Raw genomic sequence first — 17,324 nt, forward strand, 5'->3', positions numbered from 1 at the left:
AGTAAGGTTTTGGGTTATTGGGGGTGGATTGTGACACAGTTTATTTTACAGCCTCAAGGGAATAGGTAGAATAAATGGTTATTCCTTATCTTTTTTTGAGTTAAATGTTTTATCGGAGCATCGACCACTTATCTTTACGTTAAATATTTTTGTAAACTTGTATGAATGAGTTTCTCCAGCAGACCGCATCGGATTTTTTCTTATTTCAAGAATGAATCTGCCTTTTAGTTCACGTCCATCAATTCGCTCTTCACTAATTTTACAATTATGTGAAACATTCTTTGGGAGTGTAGTTTTTTCCTTGTTTCTAAAAAAATTTTGAAGTTCTTCGCATGTTTTGATATACCAAAGAGGCTCAAGAGTAGTACAATTCCATTCTTTAGGGAACGCAACTTCATAGACCTCATCCAAGTCTATTTGGGGATGCCACTTGTCTTCACATATCGTATATTTCTCTATTTCGGACAAAGGTAATTCGATATCTGCATTGCGTTCGATTTTCAAGTCAAGAGAATTGTTCTTCGCGACCTGATAACAGAACTTCACCTCATTTTTTGTTGCAGAAATATTTGCAGCCCCAATACTAGCCGACAAAAGAAGCATCAAGATTATAGTAAATACATACTTCATCACTTTACAAGTTCACATCCAGTCAAATCATAGTTGTTGTTTAGCAACGTTTCCTTTGTCGGACATGTTAATGTTGCGGCATTTCCAGGCCCTCCAGGGCCATCGCTACGAGAAAATTCCCTATGATACCATCCGCACATTTTTTGCCATAAATTATTATTGTATTTGACCAGTTCATCTGTACCTGTTTCTTTCTGTTCTTCCAAAGTTGATCTAATGATTGATGCGATTCCCTCCAAAACACTATTTTTGTCACATTTGAAATCGCTCTCACATATATTCGTCATTTCAAAAACATATTGAGTCTTGAACATATTATTCTTTTCAAGGCATGAATACGATTCCATATGTCCTTTCTCATGACGTTTTCCAGCGTTGTAATCTTCCTCTGTAACAAAGTTGTCACCCATTTTATACCCTACAGGAGCCACATAATATACATTTCCTCTCATTATCGTTGTAGTTGCAGAAATCTTAAAAGTAATCGTATATTTGGGATTGTTTACGCCACAGGCCCCTGTTTGCTCTTTACTTGTAATTTCTATTCTAGCAAATCCGTTTTCCGTATTCAATTTTGTGCAGGGGAATCCACAATAAACCCCAACATCATTTCCTACGCCATAGTCTTTCCCTAATTCTCCACATGTATAAGCGGGACATTCTGCACCTGTTTTGGCCAAAATATTTCGGGAGAGTCCCAAATTTTCAATGGGAATATTAATAACACTTCCAACATCAAATGCAAAGTCTAACGAAGATGTATTTTTTATTTTGTTTGTTGTGAATATAATTTGATGCATACGTTTAGTTCCATTAAGACGACGTCCTAGCACATCAAAAGTTTTTGAAACAGGCGAGAAATCAATTGTATAGTTTGTTATTCCGTATTGATTTTCATTTTCTGACACAGCGGATTTTTTTAACACAAATTCATCAGGACACTGCCCATCGAAATTTTCATCTTCAAATGGATTGTAACAATCAACTTCTTCATACCATGAGCCTATATTGTGTGTTCCAAAGTTATCACCCGTCCAAAGCCAGTCATAAGAGCAATTGACATAGTTATTCTCAGATTTACACCTATAGCATCTTCCATTGTATGCTATGCACGCCCGCTCTGGATTGTATGGAGTAGTTTCCATTGGGAAGCCTGGGCATTGTCCGATTCTGTTATTGTCTTTTCTTTCTCCACTAGCACAATCAATTTCCGTAAAGAAATACTTATCTGGGGTATAGGGGTAAATCCACATCCAATCTTCATCGCACTCATCTGCACGGCGTGCTGCATTACATCTGTAGCATTTGCCGTTGCTTTCAAAGCAGGTGTTCTTCGGGTCATTGGGAATGTAGCCAAATGGGATAGATTTGCATAAGCCAAATTCACTAGACGAACTTAATTCCTCAGACGAAGAAGATTCCTCAGAACTAGAACTTCCCTCTTCCGAAGATGAAGATTCTTCAAAACTAGAAGAACTATTCTCCTCGGACGAACTGGAATATTCCACAGCACTGGAATAGGGTTCGGCGGCCTCACATTCTCCGACAACACACCACCCACGATTCGAAAGTTCCGTTTCATAATGTGGAATTCCATAAGAAATGGCACATTCATCAGAAGAATCCTGTAAAGCGAGATTAACTTCATCTTCTGTTCCAAAACAATCATCATCATGAGGAATCCATTCACCCATACAATAGGCAACAAGTTTATTCATATCGGGGAAAGTCGGAAGCGCTTCATGGACCATGTTTTCCAAATCGTAATACAAAACATTCGTTGGAAGAAGATGTCTGATAGAGAACTGATGTGAGATAAAGCCATTGTGGTTAAGAAAAACTGTCTGCCAGTCAGTTTCTATCGGAAGAACACTTCCTGAATTATCGAAATTTGCAGCCCCCCAAGAAAATCCTACTGATTCCGGAGAATCTGAATAGTATATTCTGGTTGTAACACCCGTATAATCACACGCACCGTCCGATATTCCCCTACACCAATAACCTTCCCGGAGGCCGCACAGAGGCATCGATACGGGTTCATATCCTTGTACAAGTCCAAAATTTGCAAAATCACATGCAACAGCCCGTGTCCCGGTACAATAGCAGTTCTGAAGATATGCATAGTCCCTATTTATCATGTAGGGGGCTTCAAAATAAATATCCCTATGTATGTTGGGTAACCGGGATAGCGTTTCCCAATTGTCATCGTCAATTTGACAGTACGCACCTCCGCCACCCGAACCGCTCGAACCACCGCAATGGTCCCCACCTTCGCCGCAACCGCCCTCACTACTAGAACTATCTTCATCTTCCTCGCTAGAAGATGAATTTAAATCTTCTGAACTGGAGGATCCCATTTCATCTTCTGAAGAAGAACTTTCCAGTTCCGAACTAGACGACTCTACTGAAGAACTACTTTGAATTTCTGACGATGAAGATCGCTCACTTTCAGAGGAACTTGATTCTGAACAATTTGGAAGAGTGGGATCAAACGCCCCACAATCACCACCATTAGGATTAATCTTAACTATTTCGCCACCCCAGCCAGTGGCCATTCTTCTACATGCAGTATTTTTTGTTTTGCATTCTGCATTACAGATGCTTTCATCTATCTGTAATTGCAACTTTATATTAGCGCCATCACAAAATTCACATCTAGTATAGGATTTTATATAGCCGTTTTTTGAACCTGATTGACCTTCACACGTATTCACCCATTCCCCAGAATAAAAGAAAACATCACTGGAACCTGTGGCTTCAAGACATTCTGCATAAAGGTCATTTTCTCGTGCCTCCAGAATGAGTTGTTTTGCTGTTTCTATTTCATAACCTTCATTAACAGCAATATCCAAATCATCACATATCGTAAAAGCTTTTGTTATCGATGATAGGAGTAATATTACGAGGAAATATTTTTTCATCTTATTTTTCTCCCAACACATTCTTTACTGCAATTAAACGAAAAAAACTTTCTGGTCCAGGTGGATTAGGCATTTTTCTTTCGGCTATTTGCTTTGCGTATTTTTTTTGTTCTTCAAGTTGTTTCTCTTTCATTTTACTAAACAATTCTGTTCGGGATAGGCTATCATATTTTATTTGAATTAGCGACTGCAAAGAATCCACACAATGCCCTTGAGGATAGTCCCCAGTTCTTTGACAAAAATCATTTAATTTTTTTTCTTCTTTTTCTTTTAAATGCAACCATCCAGAGTATTGATTCTCTTTAAAACCAGAATCTGTTGCTTTTGTTTTTTTTAAATCTTTTTTTAAATTTTCTAATTCAACCGTTTTTTTTTCTACATTATCTTTATTATTCTCATTTCTAGAATATTCTTGCCGATTGTCAGAACAATTTGGCAAAAAAAAGCAAAAAAACAAAAGAAATATAATTTTTGTTATTTTCATATTTTCCTCATTGACGAATATTTTACCCAACAAGAATCAAAAAAAACTTGAAACGAATGGAATTCTTAAGAATATCAACTTTTTGAGACTTAAAGCATTGGGCTTGTTTGTCGAATATTTCCTGGACGCTTTTTCCTCGCTTAGTCACATCACGATTGCCGGGAATCGCACAAGACACGCCGCTTCTATCGGAGCATCCTGAAAATAATCCAAAGAAAACAGCAATCAGCAGTACACATTTAAACATCATAATGTTTTTACAAAAAATAATAAAAAAAGAAGTTTAATGGCCAACGAAACAAAAAATTTACAGACAAATGCGCATTTGAAAGCCTAATCGTTAATCAATTCTAAAAGCACCAACATTTTTTGCGTTAGGGATAGTGACCCCTTGGGGACAAGACTCGCGAAGCGAGGCTTGGTTGCAAGAGTCGCGCGGGCGTGCCGCAAGTGCGCACGGGTGGCCTTGCAATATAGCCCGACCGCACATATATGTGCGGGAACGCCCAAAAGATTTCTCCGTCATTACGTGAAGACGCAGGACATCGAAAACCTGAAGGATTGCAAGGAAGCCGTTTACGCCGCCATGCAGTACCTCGAAAAGATGGTGAACGAAGGCGAAAACTTCCCGCTCACCCACGGTACCGACGACACTTTCGACAACCTCTCCAGCCATGGCATTTCCGTGTACTGCGGTAGCCTCTGGATTGCAGGCCTCCGCGCCGCCGCCAAGATTGCCGAAATCCTCGGTGACAAGGCTCAGGCAGACACTTGGAACGCCAAGGCCGATGCCGCCAACAAGGAATTTGACGAAGCCCTGTGGGACGAAGCCGAAGGCTACTACCACTTCTTCGTGACTCCGATGGAAGCAAAGGACGTTGTGGCCGACAAGCTCCCGCAACTCGCCGACGCCATCAAGGAAACGCTCGTTATCGACGGTAACGATGTGAAGGCAGCTCTCAAGACCATTAACGAATGGCTGAATTCCGGCGAGATCCCGAGCGACGTGGAACTTTCCAAGAACGAACTCCGCGGCCTCAAGAAGGCATGGCTCACCGCCCAGTGCAAGGAAGCCTTCACCGCCAGCTGGAACGCAAAGATTGCTAACGACTGCGATGACGTCTTCGCCGACACGATGCTCGCCGACACCTACCTCCGCCTGCTCGGCCTCAAGCCGATTAGCGACGAGAAGAAGGCGAAGGCCAACCTGTTGCGCGTTTTCAACACGAACTACAAGGCCAACAGCCCGCTCATCGGTGCCGCAAACCTTGTTCGTAAGGACGGTTCTCCGCTGGATGAATTCAACTTCCAGGCTCACGACGTGTGGATCGGCATCCAGTACAGCATCATGTGCGCCATGATGCACCACGGACTCGAAAAGCAGGCTGCCGACATGGGCGATTCCATGATCCGCAACCTCTACGAAGAAGCCCGCATCCCGTTCGCCGCACCGGAAGGATTCAATGGTTCCTGCCGCCTGCACCCAGAAGCACTCGTAAAGGCTTTCGGCCTTAGCGCCACCGCCGCCGACAAGATGCACAAGGAACTCCTGAAGAAGGGCGCCCTCCTTGCCGACAGCCGCATCAGCCCGAAGCTCCCGCGCAACCTGCCCGCCTTTACCAAGGCATTCGGCAGCATCGCGAAGGCCAATAAGGTTGAAGCGAGCGCACTCTTCATGCTGCTCCACAGCACGGCTCTGAAGTACACCGCCGGCAAATACTTCCGCCCGGGCATGGTGTTCGCTCTGCTGTACTAAAAGTCATCCTGTTTTAGGAATTTATTCAAAAAGGCCTGTCCATGGACAGGCCTTTTTTTATCTTTAAAAGTCAAGAGGCCTCATCATGAAGAAGTTTTTAGCATTATTGCTTACTGTTACCATAGCGGTTTTCGCCCAAAAAGCCGACCAGATGGGAAGCAACTACTACGCCTACCCCACTCCTAGCGCCAAATACACCAAGGCCCCCGCAGGCTACAAGCCGTTCTACGTGAGCCATTACGGCAGGCACGGTAGCCGCTTTCACCAGCCTGCAGACCATTATCACATGCTCTACAACACGCTTGCACAAGCCGACTCCGCAGACAAGCTGACCGAACTCGGCAAGAGCCTGCTCGAGCGTGCGAAATTCCTGGACGAATACGCCGCCCCGCGCGCAGGCGACCTCACGCAGCTCGGCGTAGCACAGCACCAAGGAATCGCCAAGCGAATGGTGAAGAACTTCCCCGAGGTGTTCAAGAATGACGCCTACGTCGAGGCCTACGCGAGTACGAGCGTACGCTGCGTGGTGAGCATGGCGGCCTTCCTCGAGGAACTGCGCGCGCAGAAGCCCAAGCTCGACATCCACCAAGAATCGGGCGGCTACCTGATGGCTTTCATCAGCCCGCTAAACTTCGGCAAGATTATCGGGGAATCCAACACGCCCGCATGGCAAAAGGAAAACGAGAAACTCTACAGCCATGTGAACCCCGCACGCATGATGAATGCGATTTTCAACGATTCGACATACGTACAGAAGAATATCGACGCAGGCGACCTGTTCAGCAAGATATACGAAATCGGCAACAGCCTGCAGGGCAGCCCCGAAATCGAATTCAGCTTTGACGACCTGTGGACCGACGAGGATCTCGCCGCCCGCTGGCACGCACAGAACGCCTGGTGGTACAGCGTGCTGGGCAACAATCCCTTCGGCAAAAAGGAAGGCCTCGAGAATGCCCGTCCGCTGCTGAAGAACTTCCTCGATGTTGCAGACAAGGTAATCGCCGCCGACACCGCAAAGGCCGACAAGACGGCAAAACCTGCGAAAAAAGTTTCCGCGACGCTCCGTTTCGGGCACGATACCGTCATTTTCCCGTTCGCCGCATTGTTGCAAATGGAAAACGGCACGCAGAATACGGGCATCGAGACCGCCGACATGGAAAATCTGCACAAGGTCTGGCGCGATTACGAGATTAGCCCGATGGCGGCAAACACGCAGTTTGTGTTCTACAAGTCCGCAAAGAAGGGCTCCCCCATCCTGGTGAAGGTAATGCACAACGAAATCGAGCAGAAATTGCCCGTGACCTGCGATTCCGCAGCCGTCAAGAACTGCCCCGCCGCCCCCTACTACCGCTGGGACGATTTTCGCGATTTCTACGGCAAAATCGCCACAAATAAGTAAAAAAATACACCTCCTATCCCAAAGATTGTGTATATTCATAGCATGGAGAAAATACTCTTGAAGCACATTCCTTTGGTTTTCAATGCGTTAACCCTAATCGCACTGGTCTTCTTATTTACAGGCTGCACTAACCCGACTCGGGCTCACCAACCGCTGGAGACTCCCCAGCGAAGCAAAGGCGAAATCGTCAAGTACGAAGGCGCCGACATGAAGGTCCAATCCACGAAGATTTCCTTCGAGTCCAAGACAGACGACAGTCAGACAATGTTCCAGGCAGACCGATTCTGCTACGACCAGAGAAACGACTACCTCGTATTCCCCACGAACAGGTCGCAGGAAGGCTACTACCTTATCGTCCCCAAGGATAGCGTGACACTCTGCAAGAACGGCTATGTCAGGAATAATTCCCACTTCTCCAGAAACCACCTGTTACGTGGCTTTACAATCGGCGCAATCATTGGCGGAGGCATCGGAGCCCTAGCGGGACTACCGATGGCCGCATTCATCGCCCTCTTGGGCGACGGTTCGGCCTTCGAGGCGTTCTGGCTATTCTTTACAGGATTAGGAACGGCAACAGGGGCGGCAACCGGAGCATTTGTAGATCCGCTAATCCATCAAAGTTTCATAGATGACATCCAGGAAACCTGTCCCTCCTACTTTACCGAAGAGGAACAGAAAGAATACCTCAACAAGAACCTGTGCTACTAGGAGAACATCATGAAGCGCAATATTCTATGCATTCTCCTGCTCGCAACGACATTCATATTCGCACAGGAAACAGTCGACAACCAGCCCGCGCCCAAAGAACAGGCCAGCCCGGTTGAACAAGTCGCACCCGAAGAACAGACAAGCCCGGCCGAACAGGCCGAACCCGAGCGCACGCCCGAAGGGTTCCGCATCATCCGTATACACACCGAAGAGACAAAGATCTTTAGGGATAGCGTGCAAAAAGCAGAAAAGGAAGAAGCCGAAAAGAAACGTGAACCCGTCCCCTTCAAATTTTCCATCGGACTCTCTGCATCTCTAGGATACAGGACTTTTGCAGGATTAAGCGACGACACCTATTACATCCCTTCAGATTCCGCCTACACCCTGTTCTCCGGAGCCGTTACACAAATAGGCGTATCCGTACTGATTCCCCTGAACCAGTATAACTTCGCCATAAGAACAGGAGTTCTTTTGGAGCACGCAAGCCTCACCAGCATAGACGAAATTTTCGTTGAGGGAGAGAATGGTTCAACGGATCTTCTCACCGGAGATTTAACCGAGACTAGCCTGACAATTCCCCTACTGTTCGCCATGAAGACTAGGGTCAGTAACGCTATGTTTGAAATAGGTGCCCAGGTCTCATTCCCGCTTATTGACGAGTACATGGACGGCGATAAAACAGACTTTCTAGAGAACGGTTTCCGGTCGTCTCCAGACATAAGCCTGTTACTCGGGCTGGAGGTTTTCATCAATTCATATATTTCTCTCTATGGATTGGTTGACTTCCAGCTAAACGACGCATACAAAGACCATTCCTTCGCCGGATTAATCAATGTCTCGTACATGAACTTAAAATTCGGCATCATAGTCACGCCATTCTAGACAAGAATCCGCCATGAAAAAACTATTCCCGTTTATCCTTGCCTATCCGAGAGTCTATTTGATTGAGTCTTGATTTAACGCAAAATATTCGCCGTCATGGTTTCAAGCGCCTACTGCTTGCAGTTTCGGGCGGATTAGACTCCATCTGCCTGGCACATTATTTTATTTGCAATAAAGAATCTTTGGACATTGAATGGCTCGGAATTGCGCACGTGCATCACGGGCTGCGCGAAGGAACAGCCGACAGGGATGCGGAATTTGTCGAGGCGTTCGCCCGCAAGTATAACGTTCCGTTTTTCTTGAAGAAACTGGACGGCGAAGCGCTGAAAAATGCCGAGGGCTCGCTCGAAGAGAATGCAAGGGATGCGAGGTATCAGGCGCTAGCTGAAACATTCAACGAGACAGGAGATCCCCGCCTGCGCGGGGATGACAAGGCGAGAGCAATCGTGACGGCTCACCATGCGGGAGACCAGGCGGAAACCATGTACATGCGGCTCCGTCGCGGCACAACGCTTGCCGGATTAAGGGGTATTCAGGCAACAAGGGAGATGCCCGAGCTTGGCATCACAATTTTCCGCCCGTTCCTGAACGTGACGCGCAGGGAACTGCTCGCCTATGCCCGCGAAAACAGGCTCGAATGGTGCGAGGACGAAAGCAATGACGATGTCAAGTTCGCGCGCAACAAGGCAAGACACGAACTGTTGCCCCACCTAGAACAGGAATGCCCCGGAGCAGGGGAACACCTCTGCCAGCTGGCAGGGCTTGCCGACAGGGCCTACACGAAGGTTATCGCTAGGTGCGAGGCACTATTTGCCGAAGCCCGTAACGACTCAACAACTCTCTCGCTGGACAAGAAAAGGCTCAACAAAATCCTGCGGGAGCACGCCGACGCGGACCTTTCGGAGATGTTCCGGCTGTGGCTTTCGGAGCAGGGACTGCGCTTTCCCATCGGATTCTTCTATAGCCAGAAAGAGCCCGCGCATGTGAAAATCCCTGTCCGCGCGGCCTATCGCAAGCGCTCCATCGCTAAAATCGGCCGTACTGTCCGGATTTGCGAGTTCAATAGCCCCGAGGAAGCGCAGAAATTTGTATCTTGCGAGTGAATAGATAAAGGATTATAATGAGCCAAAACAAGAAGCCCGCTTCGCCCTTTAAGAACAGGAATTTCATAATCGTTCTTGTCATGCTTGTCATGCTCTTTGCCATGTTCCTCACCGGCAACGACAAGGAACAAAGCCTGACGCGCACCGAATTTCTGGCCATGATGGGAGACTCCACCAAGGTCATTACCGAACTTTCGCTCCAGAAGACCCCCGACGGCATCATCATCGAGGGGGCCTACAAGCTTTCCCCCGAAGAAATAGCCGAAGCGAACAAGAACAAGAGCCCCATAGCCAGGTTCACCCGTTCCGAAAACGACGGTGATACACGCAAATTCACAAGCCACATGCTCGACATCTCTAACGAGCAGATTACCGCCTGGGAAATGTTCAAGGGTGTGAAGGTGAAGGTCATCCACGAATCGACAACGTGGATTGACACCATCATGGCATTCCTCCCGATTATCATCCTCATCGCATTCTTCTGGCTCATGTCGAGCCGCCAAATGGGCGGTGGCGGCAAGAATCCGTTTAGTTTTGGCAAGAGCCAAGCCAAGATTCTGGCAAACGACCCCAAGAAACGCACCACCTTCAACGACGTGGCTGGCTGTGACGAGGCCAAGCAGGACCTTCAGGAACTCGTAGAATTTCTGAAGGCCCCGAAAAAGTACGATGAACTCGGCGGGCGTATCCCGAAGGGAGCCTTGCTCGTCGGGCCTCCGGGTACCGGTAAGACGCTCCTCGCACGCGCCGTCGCTGGCGAAGCGGGAGTGCCATTCTTCAGCATGTCGGGTTCCGACTTCGTGGAGATGTTCGTGGGTGTGGGCGCAAGCCGCGTGCGAGACCTCTTCGAAACAGGCAAGAAGAATGCCCCATGCATACTGTTTATCGACGAAATTGACGCCGTAGGCCGCCAGCGTGGCGCAGGCCTCGGCGGCGGGCACGACGAACGCGAACAAACCTTGAACCAGTTGCTCGTCGAGATGGACGGCTTCGCTGCAAACGAAGGCGTCATCCTGATTGCGGCCACAAACCGCCCCGACGTTCTCGACAAGGCGCTCCTGCGTCCGGGACGTTTCGACCGCCAGATCGTGGTGGGGCTCCCCGACCTCAAGGGCCGCGAAGAAATTTTGAAGGTGCACCTGAAAAAGAGAAAGGTCCCGCTCGACAAGGACGTGGACGTTTCCGCCATCGCGAAGGGCACTCCGGGCCTCGCCGGCGCCGACCTCGAGAACCTCGTGAACGAAGCGGCCCTCCTCGCTGCCAGGTTCAACAACAAGAAGGTCACGATGCTCGACTTCGAGGAAGCCCGCGACAAGCTCAGCATGGGTGCCGAGCGCCGCACGCTCCTGATGACCGACGAAGAAAAACGCCACACGGCCTACCACGAGGCGGGTCACGCCCTCATGACGCTTTTGTGCAAGCACTCTGACCCGCTCCACAAGATTACGATTATCCCGCGCGGCCGCGCTCTCGGTATCACGATGAGCCTCCCGGAACGCGACCAGGTAAGCTACAGCCGCGAATACGCCGAAGAACGCATCATGATCATGATGTCGGGTCGCCTCGCCGAACTCATCTTCTTCAACCACCAGAGCACGGGCGCCAGCAACGACATACAGCGCGCTACGGAACTTGCCCGCAAGATGGTCACGGAATGGGGCTTCGACGAAGAAATCGGGCCGGTATGCTACAGCCGCGCCGACGGCGAAGTGTTCCTGGGCCGCGAAATTTCCAAGCCCAAGGAAATGTCCGAGATGATGGCCGAAAAAATCGACAACGCCATCAACAACCTCATCAAGCGCATGGACCAGGCCGCACGCAAGCTCCTCGAAGAGAACAAGGAAAAACTTGTCGACCTCGCCGAAGCGCTGTTCGAATTCGAAGTCCTCGACCGCGAAGAAATCGACAAGGTCATGGCTGGCGAAAAACTCACCGGCACCAAGAAGAGCCGCCAGTACCAGGCTCTCGAGGAGATGGCCGAAAAGAAGAAGCGCGAAGAGACGCCCCCTCCTGACCCGGGAAGGCAACCGCCCGTAGCTCCAGTAGCAAGCGAGACGCCGGTCGTCTCGAAGCCCGAAGCCGCCGGTATATCGCCCTCCGCAGAAATTCCGCCCGAGGAGCCGCAGGCATAATGCTCAAGGATTTCCTCGACATAAACCGCGCTAACCCGTGGAAAATCGGCAACGACACCATCGATGCAAGTTCGATGCCGCTCGTGATGGGAATCGTCAACACGACGCCCGACAGTTTCTTTGACGGTGGAAAGCATAATTCACCCGAAGCCGCCTACGATCATTCGGTCATGCTCCTGGAACAAGGCGCGACCATCCTCGACATCGGTGGCGAAAGCAGTCGTCCCGGCTCGGCACCCGTAAGTGTACAGGAAGAACTAGACCGCGTTTGCCCCGTAGTAGAAGCTCTCGCCCAGATGAGAAGCATCTCCGACGACCTCGAGAACCCCGGAAGCCGTAAGTTCTACATCTCGGTCGACACGGTCAAGGCGAAGGTCGCCCGCGAATGCATGCGCCTGGGCGCCCACATCATCAACGATATCAGCGCCTGCTCGATGGACCCCGACATGCTTTCCGCAGTCGCACAGACCGGCGCCAGCGTGGTGCTCAACCACATGCGCGGTTCCTTCGGCAACATGCAGAACGATTTCAAGCCCTACGCGAACGTGGTGGAAGAAGTAAAAAGCGAACTTTTCGCGCAGGTCGACAAGCTTCTCGCCCTGGGTGTCGAGAAAGCGAAAATCTGCATCGATCCCGGAATCGGGTTCGGCAAGACCGTGCAGGACAACATCGACCTGATGAAGGCCGTCGACGTGTTCGCGCAGACAGGCTACCCCGTACTCATCGGGACATCGCGAAAATCCTATATTGGGAAGATGTCTGGACTCGAAAAGAGTGACAGGCTCATCCCGACGGTCACCGCAGGCATTGTCGCAGCCATTGGCGGGGCATCCGTCATCCGCGTGCACGACGTCCGCGAGGCAAAAGAATCTATACTTTACCTGGAGGCCCTGAAGTCCAATGGTACTGTTTAAACTCTTCGATGTCATCGATGTCCGCATGGCCGACATCCTGGATATCCTCCTGGTATCCATAATCCTGTATTACGTGTTCCTGCTATTCAGGGGCACCCGCGCCGTGCAGATGATCGTGGGCGGCCTCCTTCTGATTGTTGCATGGCTCATTGCGCAATGGTGGGAACTGCGAAGCATTACGTGGCTACTCAGCAACCTGACGGGTATCGGTATCGTGGCGCTAGTCATCTTGTTCCAGCCCGAAATCCGAAGCGCGCTCACCCGTATCGGCCAGATGATAAGTCGAGCGGACCTACGGCAACTATTCTTCCACTCTAGCGGCCTCGACGAGGTGACGGAATCCATCACTTCCGCGGTACAGGACCTCGCAAAGAACCGCGTCGGTGCTCTTATCGTGCTCGAGAAGCGCGTTGGCCTTCGCAACTACGAAGAGACTGGCGAAATCTTGAACGCAAGGATTAGTTCACGCCTCCTGCGCGCCCTATTCTTCCCGAATTCGGCACTCCATGACGGCGCCGTACTCCTCAACAGCCAGCATATTGTCGCCGCAGGGTGCATTCTTCCCATGCCCACAGGCAACGCCGAAGGCGACGCAGGCTACGGCATGCGCCATCGCGCAGCAAAGGCTCTTGCCGCCGAATGCGACGCCATGGTTATCGTCGTCTCCGAAGAAACGGGCGGCATTTCCATTGCCTACAGGAATAGCCTACGCCGCAAGCTCAGCATCAAAGAACTCGAGGCTGAAATCAAGCGCCACTGGGCAGAACTCTACCACGAAGAAACCGTCAACGCCGAAAAAATTGAAGTAGACGAATAAATAGGGTATCATGAGCGAGAAAGAGAACAGCGAAACCGAAACCAACGCCACGCAGAACAAGGCCAGCAAACGGAAGAAGAAGAACATTGCCGTTCTGGTCATCATGTTCCTTTTGTTGCTGTGCCTTTTCATTGTACAGTGCCAGCTTGACAAGATAAAGCAGGAAGCCTTGCAGAAGCAACAGGAAACCGAACTCGAGGCAAGGCAGAAGCACATCCTCGACAGTCTACGCCGCATCGAGAAGATGAAGGCCGATAGCCTCGCCGACGCCGAGGCAGCCCGCATTGCCGACAGCATCGCTCAGGCAGATTCCATCCGCGCTGCCGACAGCATCGCCTCGCTCAAGCCCGAGATAAACAAGGACAGCCTGCGCCATGTTCGCGATAGCCTAAAGCACGTACGCGATAGCATTGCTGCCGCAGACAAGGCCCGCAGCGATTCCCTCGCGGCAATCGCCGACAGCATCGCAAAACTCGAAAAGGCCAGGCTCGATTCACTCGAGAAAAAGCGCATACAGGACAGCATACGCTCTTCGGACAAGACCCCCCCAGGAGCCGAAATCACGCCGCCCGCGGGCCGCTACTACGACCCCATCAAGCTCAAGGTGAAGTGCGACGAAATCAAATGCAAGACATTCCTTTCCATCGGAGATACGCTGAACCCGCAAGAAGCGGGCAAGGCAGTGGAATATAACAAGACTGGCAGCGTATTCTTCTATGCGGAAGACTCCGTCGGGAACCGCACCCCATGGGAAGAAGCCAAGTACGACATGGCATCGGACAATATCTGCGGGAAGAACGCCTACCCCGTCCCCGTCGGCGGTAAGACCGTTTGCGTGGACGCCTACGAATACCCGAACGAAGCCGATGCCAACCCGCGTGACATGGTGAGCCAGGAACAGGCGGTGGAACTCTGCAAGCAGGCCGGCAAGCACCTCTGCAGCATCGACGAATGGCAAGCGGCATGCCGTGGCAAGGACAAGACACGCTTCTCGTACGGCGACGGCTACAAGCAGAACAAGTGCAATACCAACACCAAGGCCATGAAGCGCAGCGGCCGCAAGGAACAGTGCCGCAGCTGGTTCGGAATGTACGACATGAACGGGAACCTCTGGGAATGGACAGCGACCAAGAGCAAGGACCACCCGAACATGTTCCTGGTGGCTGGCGGAGCATGGAACACGAACAACGAAAGCAAGTGCACCGACAGCAAGTTCAGTTTCTACCCGCAGAACCAGTACCCGAGCGTCGGTTTCCGCTGCTGCAAATAGTTAGTCAAGCAACTCCACGTGCAGGTGTTCGGCTTCGCCCTTTTCCCACAGCACCCGAGCACGGCCTTCCAGGCGTTTTTGCGACATCTCGATAACAGACCTGCGTTCCTCGGGCAGCAGTCCCTTCAAGCGGAAGTCTAGCGCCTTGTTCTCGTAATGTTTAGAATGACGGGCGTGGTACGGATAGTCGTTCCCGCTGGTAATTATCGGCACGTACTCGAACCCCATGACATTGTGGAAAACGTTTATAATCTCCAGGGCGACAGAATCAAGCGCAGGTTCCATGCTTTCCAGGTACACTCCCTGTTTCTGCCGTGTCCGCTGAAGCACCAGTCTGTGGACTCCACGTTCATTAAACGGCCGCTTCTGCAATTTTAAACTCCGCAAGTAGGCTTCGGCATCGAAAACAGGCTCCTCATAATGGATTTCGACATGCGGAACCGGCCTTGTATTTGTATAAATGAGCCAGCAGGCACTCCCGACAGCCAAAATAACAAGAATAAGCAGAATTATGGGCCAATATTTCATTTCCGCGGAGAAAAATAACTATTTTGAGAAACATGAAAAAGCTAATCTCTCTCGCCATTCTTTCTATCGTTCCTATGATATTCACCGCCTGCGGTCAGAAAGCGGACAAGGATTCCTTTGTCGGCTACTGGCAAGGTGAAGCCAACACAATCTTCGAAGTGCTGACTGAAAACGGCCAGGACTTCATCATCCGCAACATTCACGGCGACCTCTCCGCCAAGATTGAAGACGGAGCCCTCCGCGGCAAGAACGATATCGGCATGGACTACTCCATGAAAGTCAAGGGCGATTCCGCCTACTACCTGTTCGCCGATATCACGACCGGCTACAAGAGGATTTCCAAGGACGAATACGAGAAGATCTTTGCGACGCTTTCCAAGCCCGCAATCCAGTAAGTAACGCGGTGCAAAGCCGCCTGCTACTTTCCGTTCATCGTCTCGATGACAATCTGCTCGAGCGCCTTTTGGTTAGGCACTCCGCTCCATACGCCCTTAATATAGCCTTCGCTGTCTAGGAGCATCAGCGTGGGTACGGCCCGTATTCCATAACGACGCCACAGTTCCTTCGTCGCATCGCGATAAAGCGGATACGGGGAGCGATGCTGTTTTTCATAAAAAGCGTTTAATGTCGACAGGTTCTCATCAGCAATGCCAATGACCTCAAGTCCCTGGCCACCGAGTTTCGAATAAATGCTTTCAAGTATGGGAAGAGTCTGCCTGCACGGCCCACACCAGGTCGCCCAGAAGTCAAGGAGCGTGGCCTTCGGTTTCTGCTTGCGCTTTTCGCCATTCTGATAGAAATTCTTGCCGAATTCCGCCATCTTGCTTCCAATGGCAGATCCCGTAAGACTGCTGATGTCATCTGGCCTATCCGTAAGTTTTACCTTGAGGTTCTTCTTTTTACCATCGCGCAGGATTTCGACCGCAACGGTAGCGCCAGCCTTGGAACTGGAAATGACGGAAGTAATCTGCGACATGTCGGCAAGCGGCTTGCCCGCAAAACCGATGACCTTGTCGCCCGCGACGATACCCGCGGCAACACAGCCCGAACCGGGATGCACGCCCTTCACGTCGAGCGCGAGGTGATTTTCGAATTCCGTCTTCTTGAAAATAAGCCCGAGCCACGGGCCCGCAAACGACGGAACGGCAACAAACAGGATAGCGACAAACGCAAGCAATCGAAGCATCTATGCAACCTTCCTAAAAGAACAGGAGAGAAACTTTCAGATAAAGAAAAAAGCGTACAGGCTCGGTAATGGGGAGCCTTTCATTTGGTTTTTCAACCGGATGGCCTATGACATAGCTCCCGAAGAATTCAAACCGGCCAAAGAGATCCGCCTTCTTGAAGAACAAGATGTCGCGACCGTAGCCGAACGACAGCGCCGGAGAAAAATACGTCTCGTCGTAATCGAGGTAGAACGTCGAAACCGCAAACTTGAGGAAGTCGTCGTGTCCGCTACGCATGAGCGAGCCCTTGAAATACCAATGCCAATCTAGGCCTAACTCCACAAAGTCCGCAACAATCGGGAGATTTCCGTACAATGCGAGCGAGTGATGCCTACCAAACCTGTATTCTGCATCGACATTCACCGTACCGTCGAACGTCTTGAGGTAATAAGCAAGCGAGCCTCCCCCGCCAAATACCCACGTAGGCAGAGGGCGTTCGTCCTTAGACGCCCCGTCCTCGATAGGGAGTCCCATGAAGTCGTCAGCCAACGCAAGGCCAACGGCAAGCACGAGAGCCACAGCGATTTTACGCAGGAGATCCATTACAAACTAAT

The 17,324-nt window shown here is 50.4% G+C and carries 16 protein-coding genes; 10 read left to right on the top strand and 6 right to left on the bottom strand.

Annotated elements, in window-relative coordinates; all coding sequences use genetic code 11:
• Positions 1 to 78: 78 nt before the first annotated feature.
• Genes B7994_RS11865 through B7994_RS11875 form a run of 3 tightly spaced genes read right to left on the bottom strand, consistent with a single transcriptional unit; the run spans position 79 to position 4,035 of the window.
• The gene (locus tag B7994_RS11865; protein ID WP_088638685.1) at positions 79 to 630 is read right to left on the bottom strand and encodes a hypothetical protein; all 552 of its coding nucleotides are present in this window, start codon (positions 628 to 630) and stop codon (positions 79 to 81) included.
• The gene (locus B7994_RS13970; protein WP_144063872.1) at positions 630 to 3,551 is read right to left on the bottom strand and encodes a hypothetical protein; all 2,922 of its coding nucleotides are present in this window, start codon (positions 3,549 to 3,551) and stop codon (positions 630 to 632) included. Before B7994_RS13970 ends, B7994_RS11865 begins: the two co-directional genes overlap by 1 nt.
• Before the next feature lies 1 nt (position 3,552).
• Positions 3,553 to 4,035, bottom strand: a complete 483-nt coding sequence (locus B7994_RS11875; protein ID WP_144063873.1) for a hypothetical protein — start codon at positions 4,033 to 4,035, stop codon at positions 3,553 to 3,555.
• A gap of 529 nt (positions 4,036 to 4,564) precedes the next feature.
• On the opposite strand from B7994_RS11875, the gene B7994_RS11885 reads away from it, so the two are divergent.
• The 9 genes from B7994_RS11885 (at position 4,565) to B7994_RS11925 (ending at position 15,016) form a co-directional block, all read left to right on the top strand.
• Positions 4,565 to 5,791 (top strand): GH116 family glycosyl hydrolase, encoded by a 1,227-nt coding sequence (locus tag B7994_RS11885; RefSeq protein WP_233143196.1) that lies wholly within the window; start codon positions 4,565 to 4,567, stop codon positions 5,789 to 5,791.
• Positions 5,792 to 5,876: 85 nt separating this feature from the next.
• Positions 5,877 to 7,190 carry a histidine-type phosphatase gene (locus tag B7994_RS11890; protein WP_088638689.1) on the top strand — a complete coding sequence of 438 codons (1,314 nt, stop codon included), beginning with the start codon at positions 5,877 to 5,879 and terminating at the stop codon, positions 7,188 to 7,190.
• Between the two features lie 42 nt (positions 7,191 to 7,232).
• Entirely contained in the window at positions 7,233 to 7,898 is a 666-nt protein-coding gene (locus tag B7994_RS11895; protein WP_144063874.1) for a hypothetical protein, read from the top strand.
• 9 nt (positions 7,899 to 7,907) lie between these two features.
• Positions 7,908 to 8,780, top strand: a complete 873-nt coding sequence (locus B7994_RS11900) for a hypothetical protein (protein WP_088638691.1) — start codon at positions 7,908 to 7,910, stop codon at positions 8,778 to 8,780.
• A gap of 62 nt (positions 8,781 to 8,842) precedes the next feature.
• Positions 8,843 to 9,883, top strand: a complete 1,041-nt coding sequence (gene tilS / locus B7994_RS11905; protein ID WP_088638692.1) for a tRNA lysidine(34) synthetase TilS — start codon at positions 8,843 to 8,845, stop codon at positions 9,881 to 9,883.
• Between the two features lie 80 nt (positions 9,884 to 9,963).
• Positions 9,964 to 12,015 carry an ATP-dependent zinc metalloprotease FtsH gene (gene ftsH / locus B7994_RS11910; RefSeq protein WP_233143197.1) on the top strand — a complete coding sequence of 684 codons (2,052 nt, stop codon included), beginning with the start codon at positions 9,964 to 9,966 and terminating at the stop codon, positions 12,013 to 12,015.
• Entirely contained in the window at positions 12,015 to 12,929 is a 915-nt protein-coding gene (gene folP / locus B7994_RS11915) for a dihydropteroate synthase (protein WP_088638694.1), read from the top strand. The genes ftsH and folP overlap by 1 nt, the downstream gene beginning before the upstream one ends.
• Positions 12,916 to 13,746, top strand: coding sequence for a diadenylate cyclase CdaA (cdaA, locus tag B7994_RS11920; RefSeq protein ID WP_088638695.1), 831 nt, complete (start codon positions 12,916 to 12,918; stop codon positions 13,744 to 13,746). Before folP ends, cdaA begins: the two co-directional genes overlap by 14 nt.
• Before the next feature lie 10 nt (positions 13,747 to 13,756).
• The gene (locus tag B7994_RS11925; protein ID WP_088638696.1) at positions 13,757 to 15,016 is read left to right on the top strand and encodes an SUMF1/EgtB/PvdO family nonheme iron enzyme; all 1,260 of its coding nucleotides are present in this window, start codon (positions 13,757 to 13,759) and stop codon (positions 15,014 to 15,016) included.
• Here the strand turns inward: B7994_RS11925 and B7994_RS11930 are convergent, their stop codons facing one another.
• Complete coding sequence (locus B7994_RS11930) at positions 15,017 to 15,544, bottom strand: hypothetical protein (protein WP_088638697.1); 528 nt, start codon at positions 15,542 to 15,544, stop codon at positions 15,017 to 15,019. It abuts the gene before it with no gap.
• A 32-nt stretch (positions 15,545 to 15,576) separates the two neighbouring features.
• Between B7994_RS11930 and B7994_RS11935 the strand changes: the two genes are divergently transcribed.
• Positions 15,577 to 15,939, top strand: coding sequence for a hypothetical protein (locus B7994_RS11935; RefSeq protein WP_088638698.1), 363 nt, complete (start codon positions 15,577 to 15,579; stop codon positions 15,937 to 15,939).
• A gap of 23 nt (positions 15,940 to 15,962) precedes the next feature.
• On the opposite strand, the gene B7994_RS11940 is transcribed toward B7994_RS11935, so the two are convergent.
• Positions 15,963 to 16,730 (bottom strand): TlpA disulfide reductase family protein, encoded by a 768-nt coding sequence (locus tag B7994_RS11940; protein ID WP_088638699.1) that lies wholly within the window; start codon positions 16,728 to 16,730, stop codon positions 15,963 to 15,965.
• A 13-nt stretch (positions 16,731 to 16,743) separates the two neighbouring features.
• Positions 16,744 to 17,313 carry a hypothetical protein gene (locus B7994_RS11945; protein ID WP_088638700.1) on the bottom strand — a complete coding sequence of 190 codons (570 nt, stop codon included), beginning with the start codon at positions 17,311 to 17,313 and terminating at the stop codon, positions 16,744 to 16,746.
• Positions 17,314 to 17,324: the final 11 nt, after the last annotated feature.

The sequence above is a fragment of the Fibrobacter sp. UWR2 genome (assembly GCF_002210285.1).
Classification (GTDB): domain Bacteria; phylum Fibrobacterota; class Fibrobacteria; order Fibrobacterales; family Fibrobacteraceae; genus Fibrobacter.

Coding starts and splice junctions, on each gene's coding strand:
- B7994_RS11900 (WP_088638691.1), top strand. CDS start 7,908: ATGAAGCGCAATATTCTATGCATTCTCCTGCTCGCAACGACATTCATA.
- B7994_RS11935 (WP_088638698.1), top strand. CDS start 15,577: ATGAAAAAGCTAATCTCTCTCGCCATTCTTTCTATCGTTCCTATGATA.
- B7994_RS11890 (WP_088638689.1), top strand. CDS start 5,877: ATGAAGAAGTTTTTAGCATTATTGCTTACTGTTACCATAGCGGTTTTC.
- B7994_RS11865 (WP_088638685.1), bottom strand. CDS start 630: ATGAAGTATGTATTTACTATAATCTTGATGCTTCTTTTGTCGGCTAGT.
- B7994_RS11895 (WP_144063874.1), top strand. CDS start 7,233: ATGGAGAAAATACTCTTGAAGCACATTCCTTTGGTTTTCAATGCGTTA.
- B7994_RS11930 (WP_088638697.1), bottom strand. CDS start 15,544: ATGAAATATTGGCCCATAATTCTGCTTATTCTTGTTATTTTGGCTGTC.
- B7994_RS11940 (WP_088638699.1), bottom strand. CDS start 16,730: ATGCTTCGATTGCTTGCGTTTGTCGCTATCCTGTTTGTTGCCGTTCCG.
- B7994_RS13970 (WP_144063872.1), bottom strand. CDS start 3,551: ATGAAAAAATATTTCCTCGTAATATTACTCCTATCATCGATAACAAAA.
- B7994_RS11945 (WP_088638700.1), bottom strand. CDS start 17,313: ATGGATCTCCTGCGTAAAATCGCTGTGGCTCTCGTGCTTGCCGTTGGC.
- cdaA (WP_088638695.1), top strand. CDS start 12,916: ATGGTACTGTTTAAACTCTTCGATGTCATCGATGTCCGCATGGCCGAC.
- ftsH (WP_233143197.1), top strand. CDS start 9,964: ATGCTTGTCATGCTCTTTGCCATGTTCCTCACCGGCAACGACAAGGAA.
- B7994_RS11925 (WP_088638696.1), top strand. CDS start 13,757: ATGAGCGAGAAAGAGAACAGCGAAACCGAAACCAACGCCACGCAGAAC.
- B7994_RS11875 (WP_144063873.1), bottom strand. CDS start 4,035: ATGAAAATAACAAAAATTATATTTCTTTTGTTTTTTTGCTTTTTTTTG.
- folP (WP_088638694.1), top strand. CDS start 12,015: ATGCTCAAGGATTTCCTCGACATAAACCGCGCTAACCCGTGGAAAATC.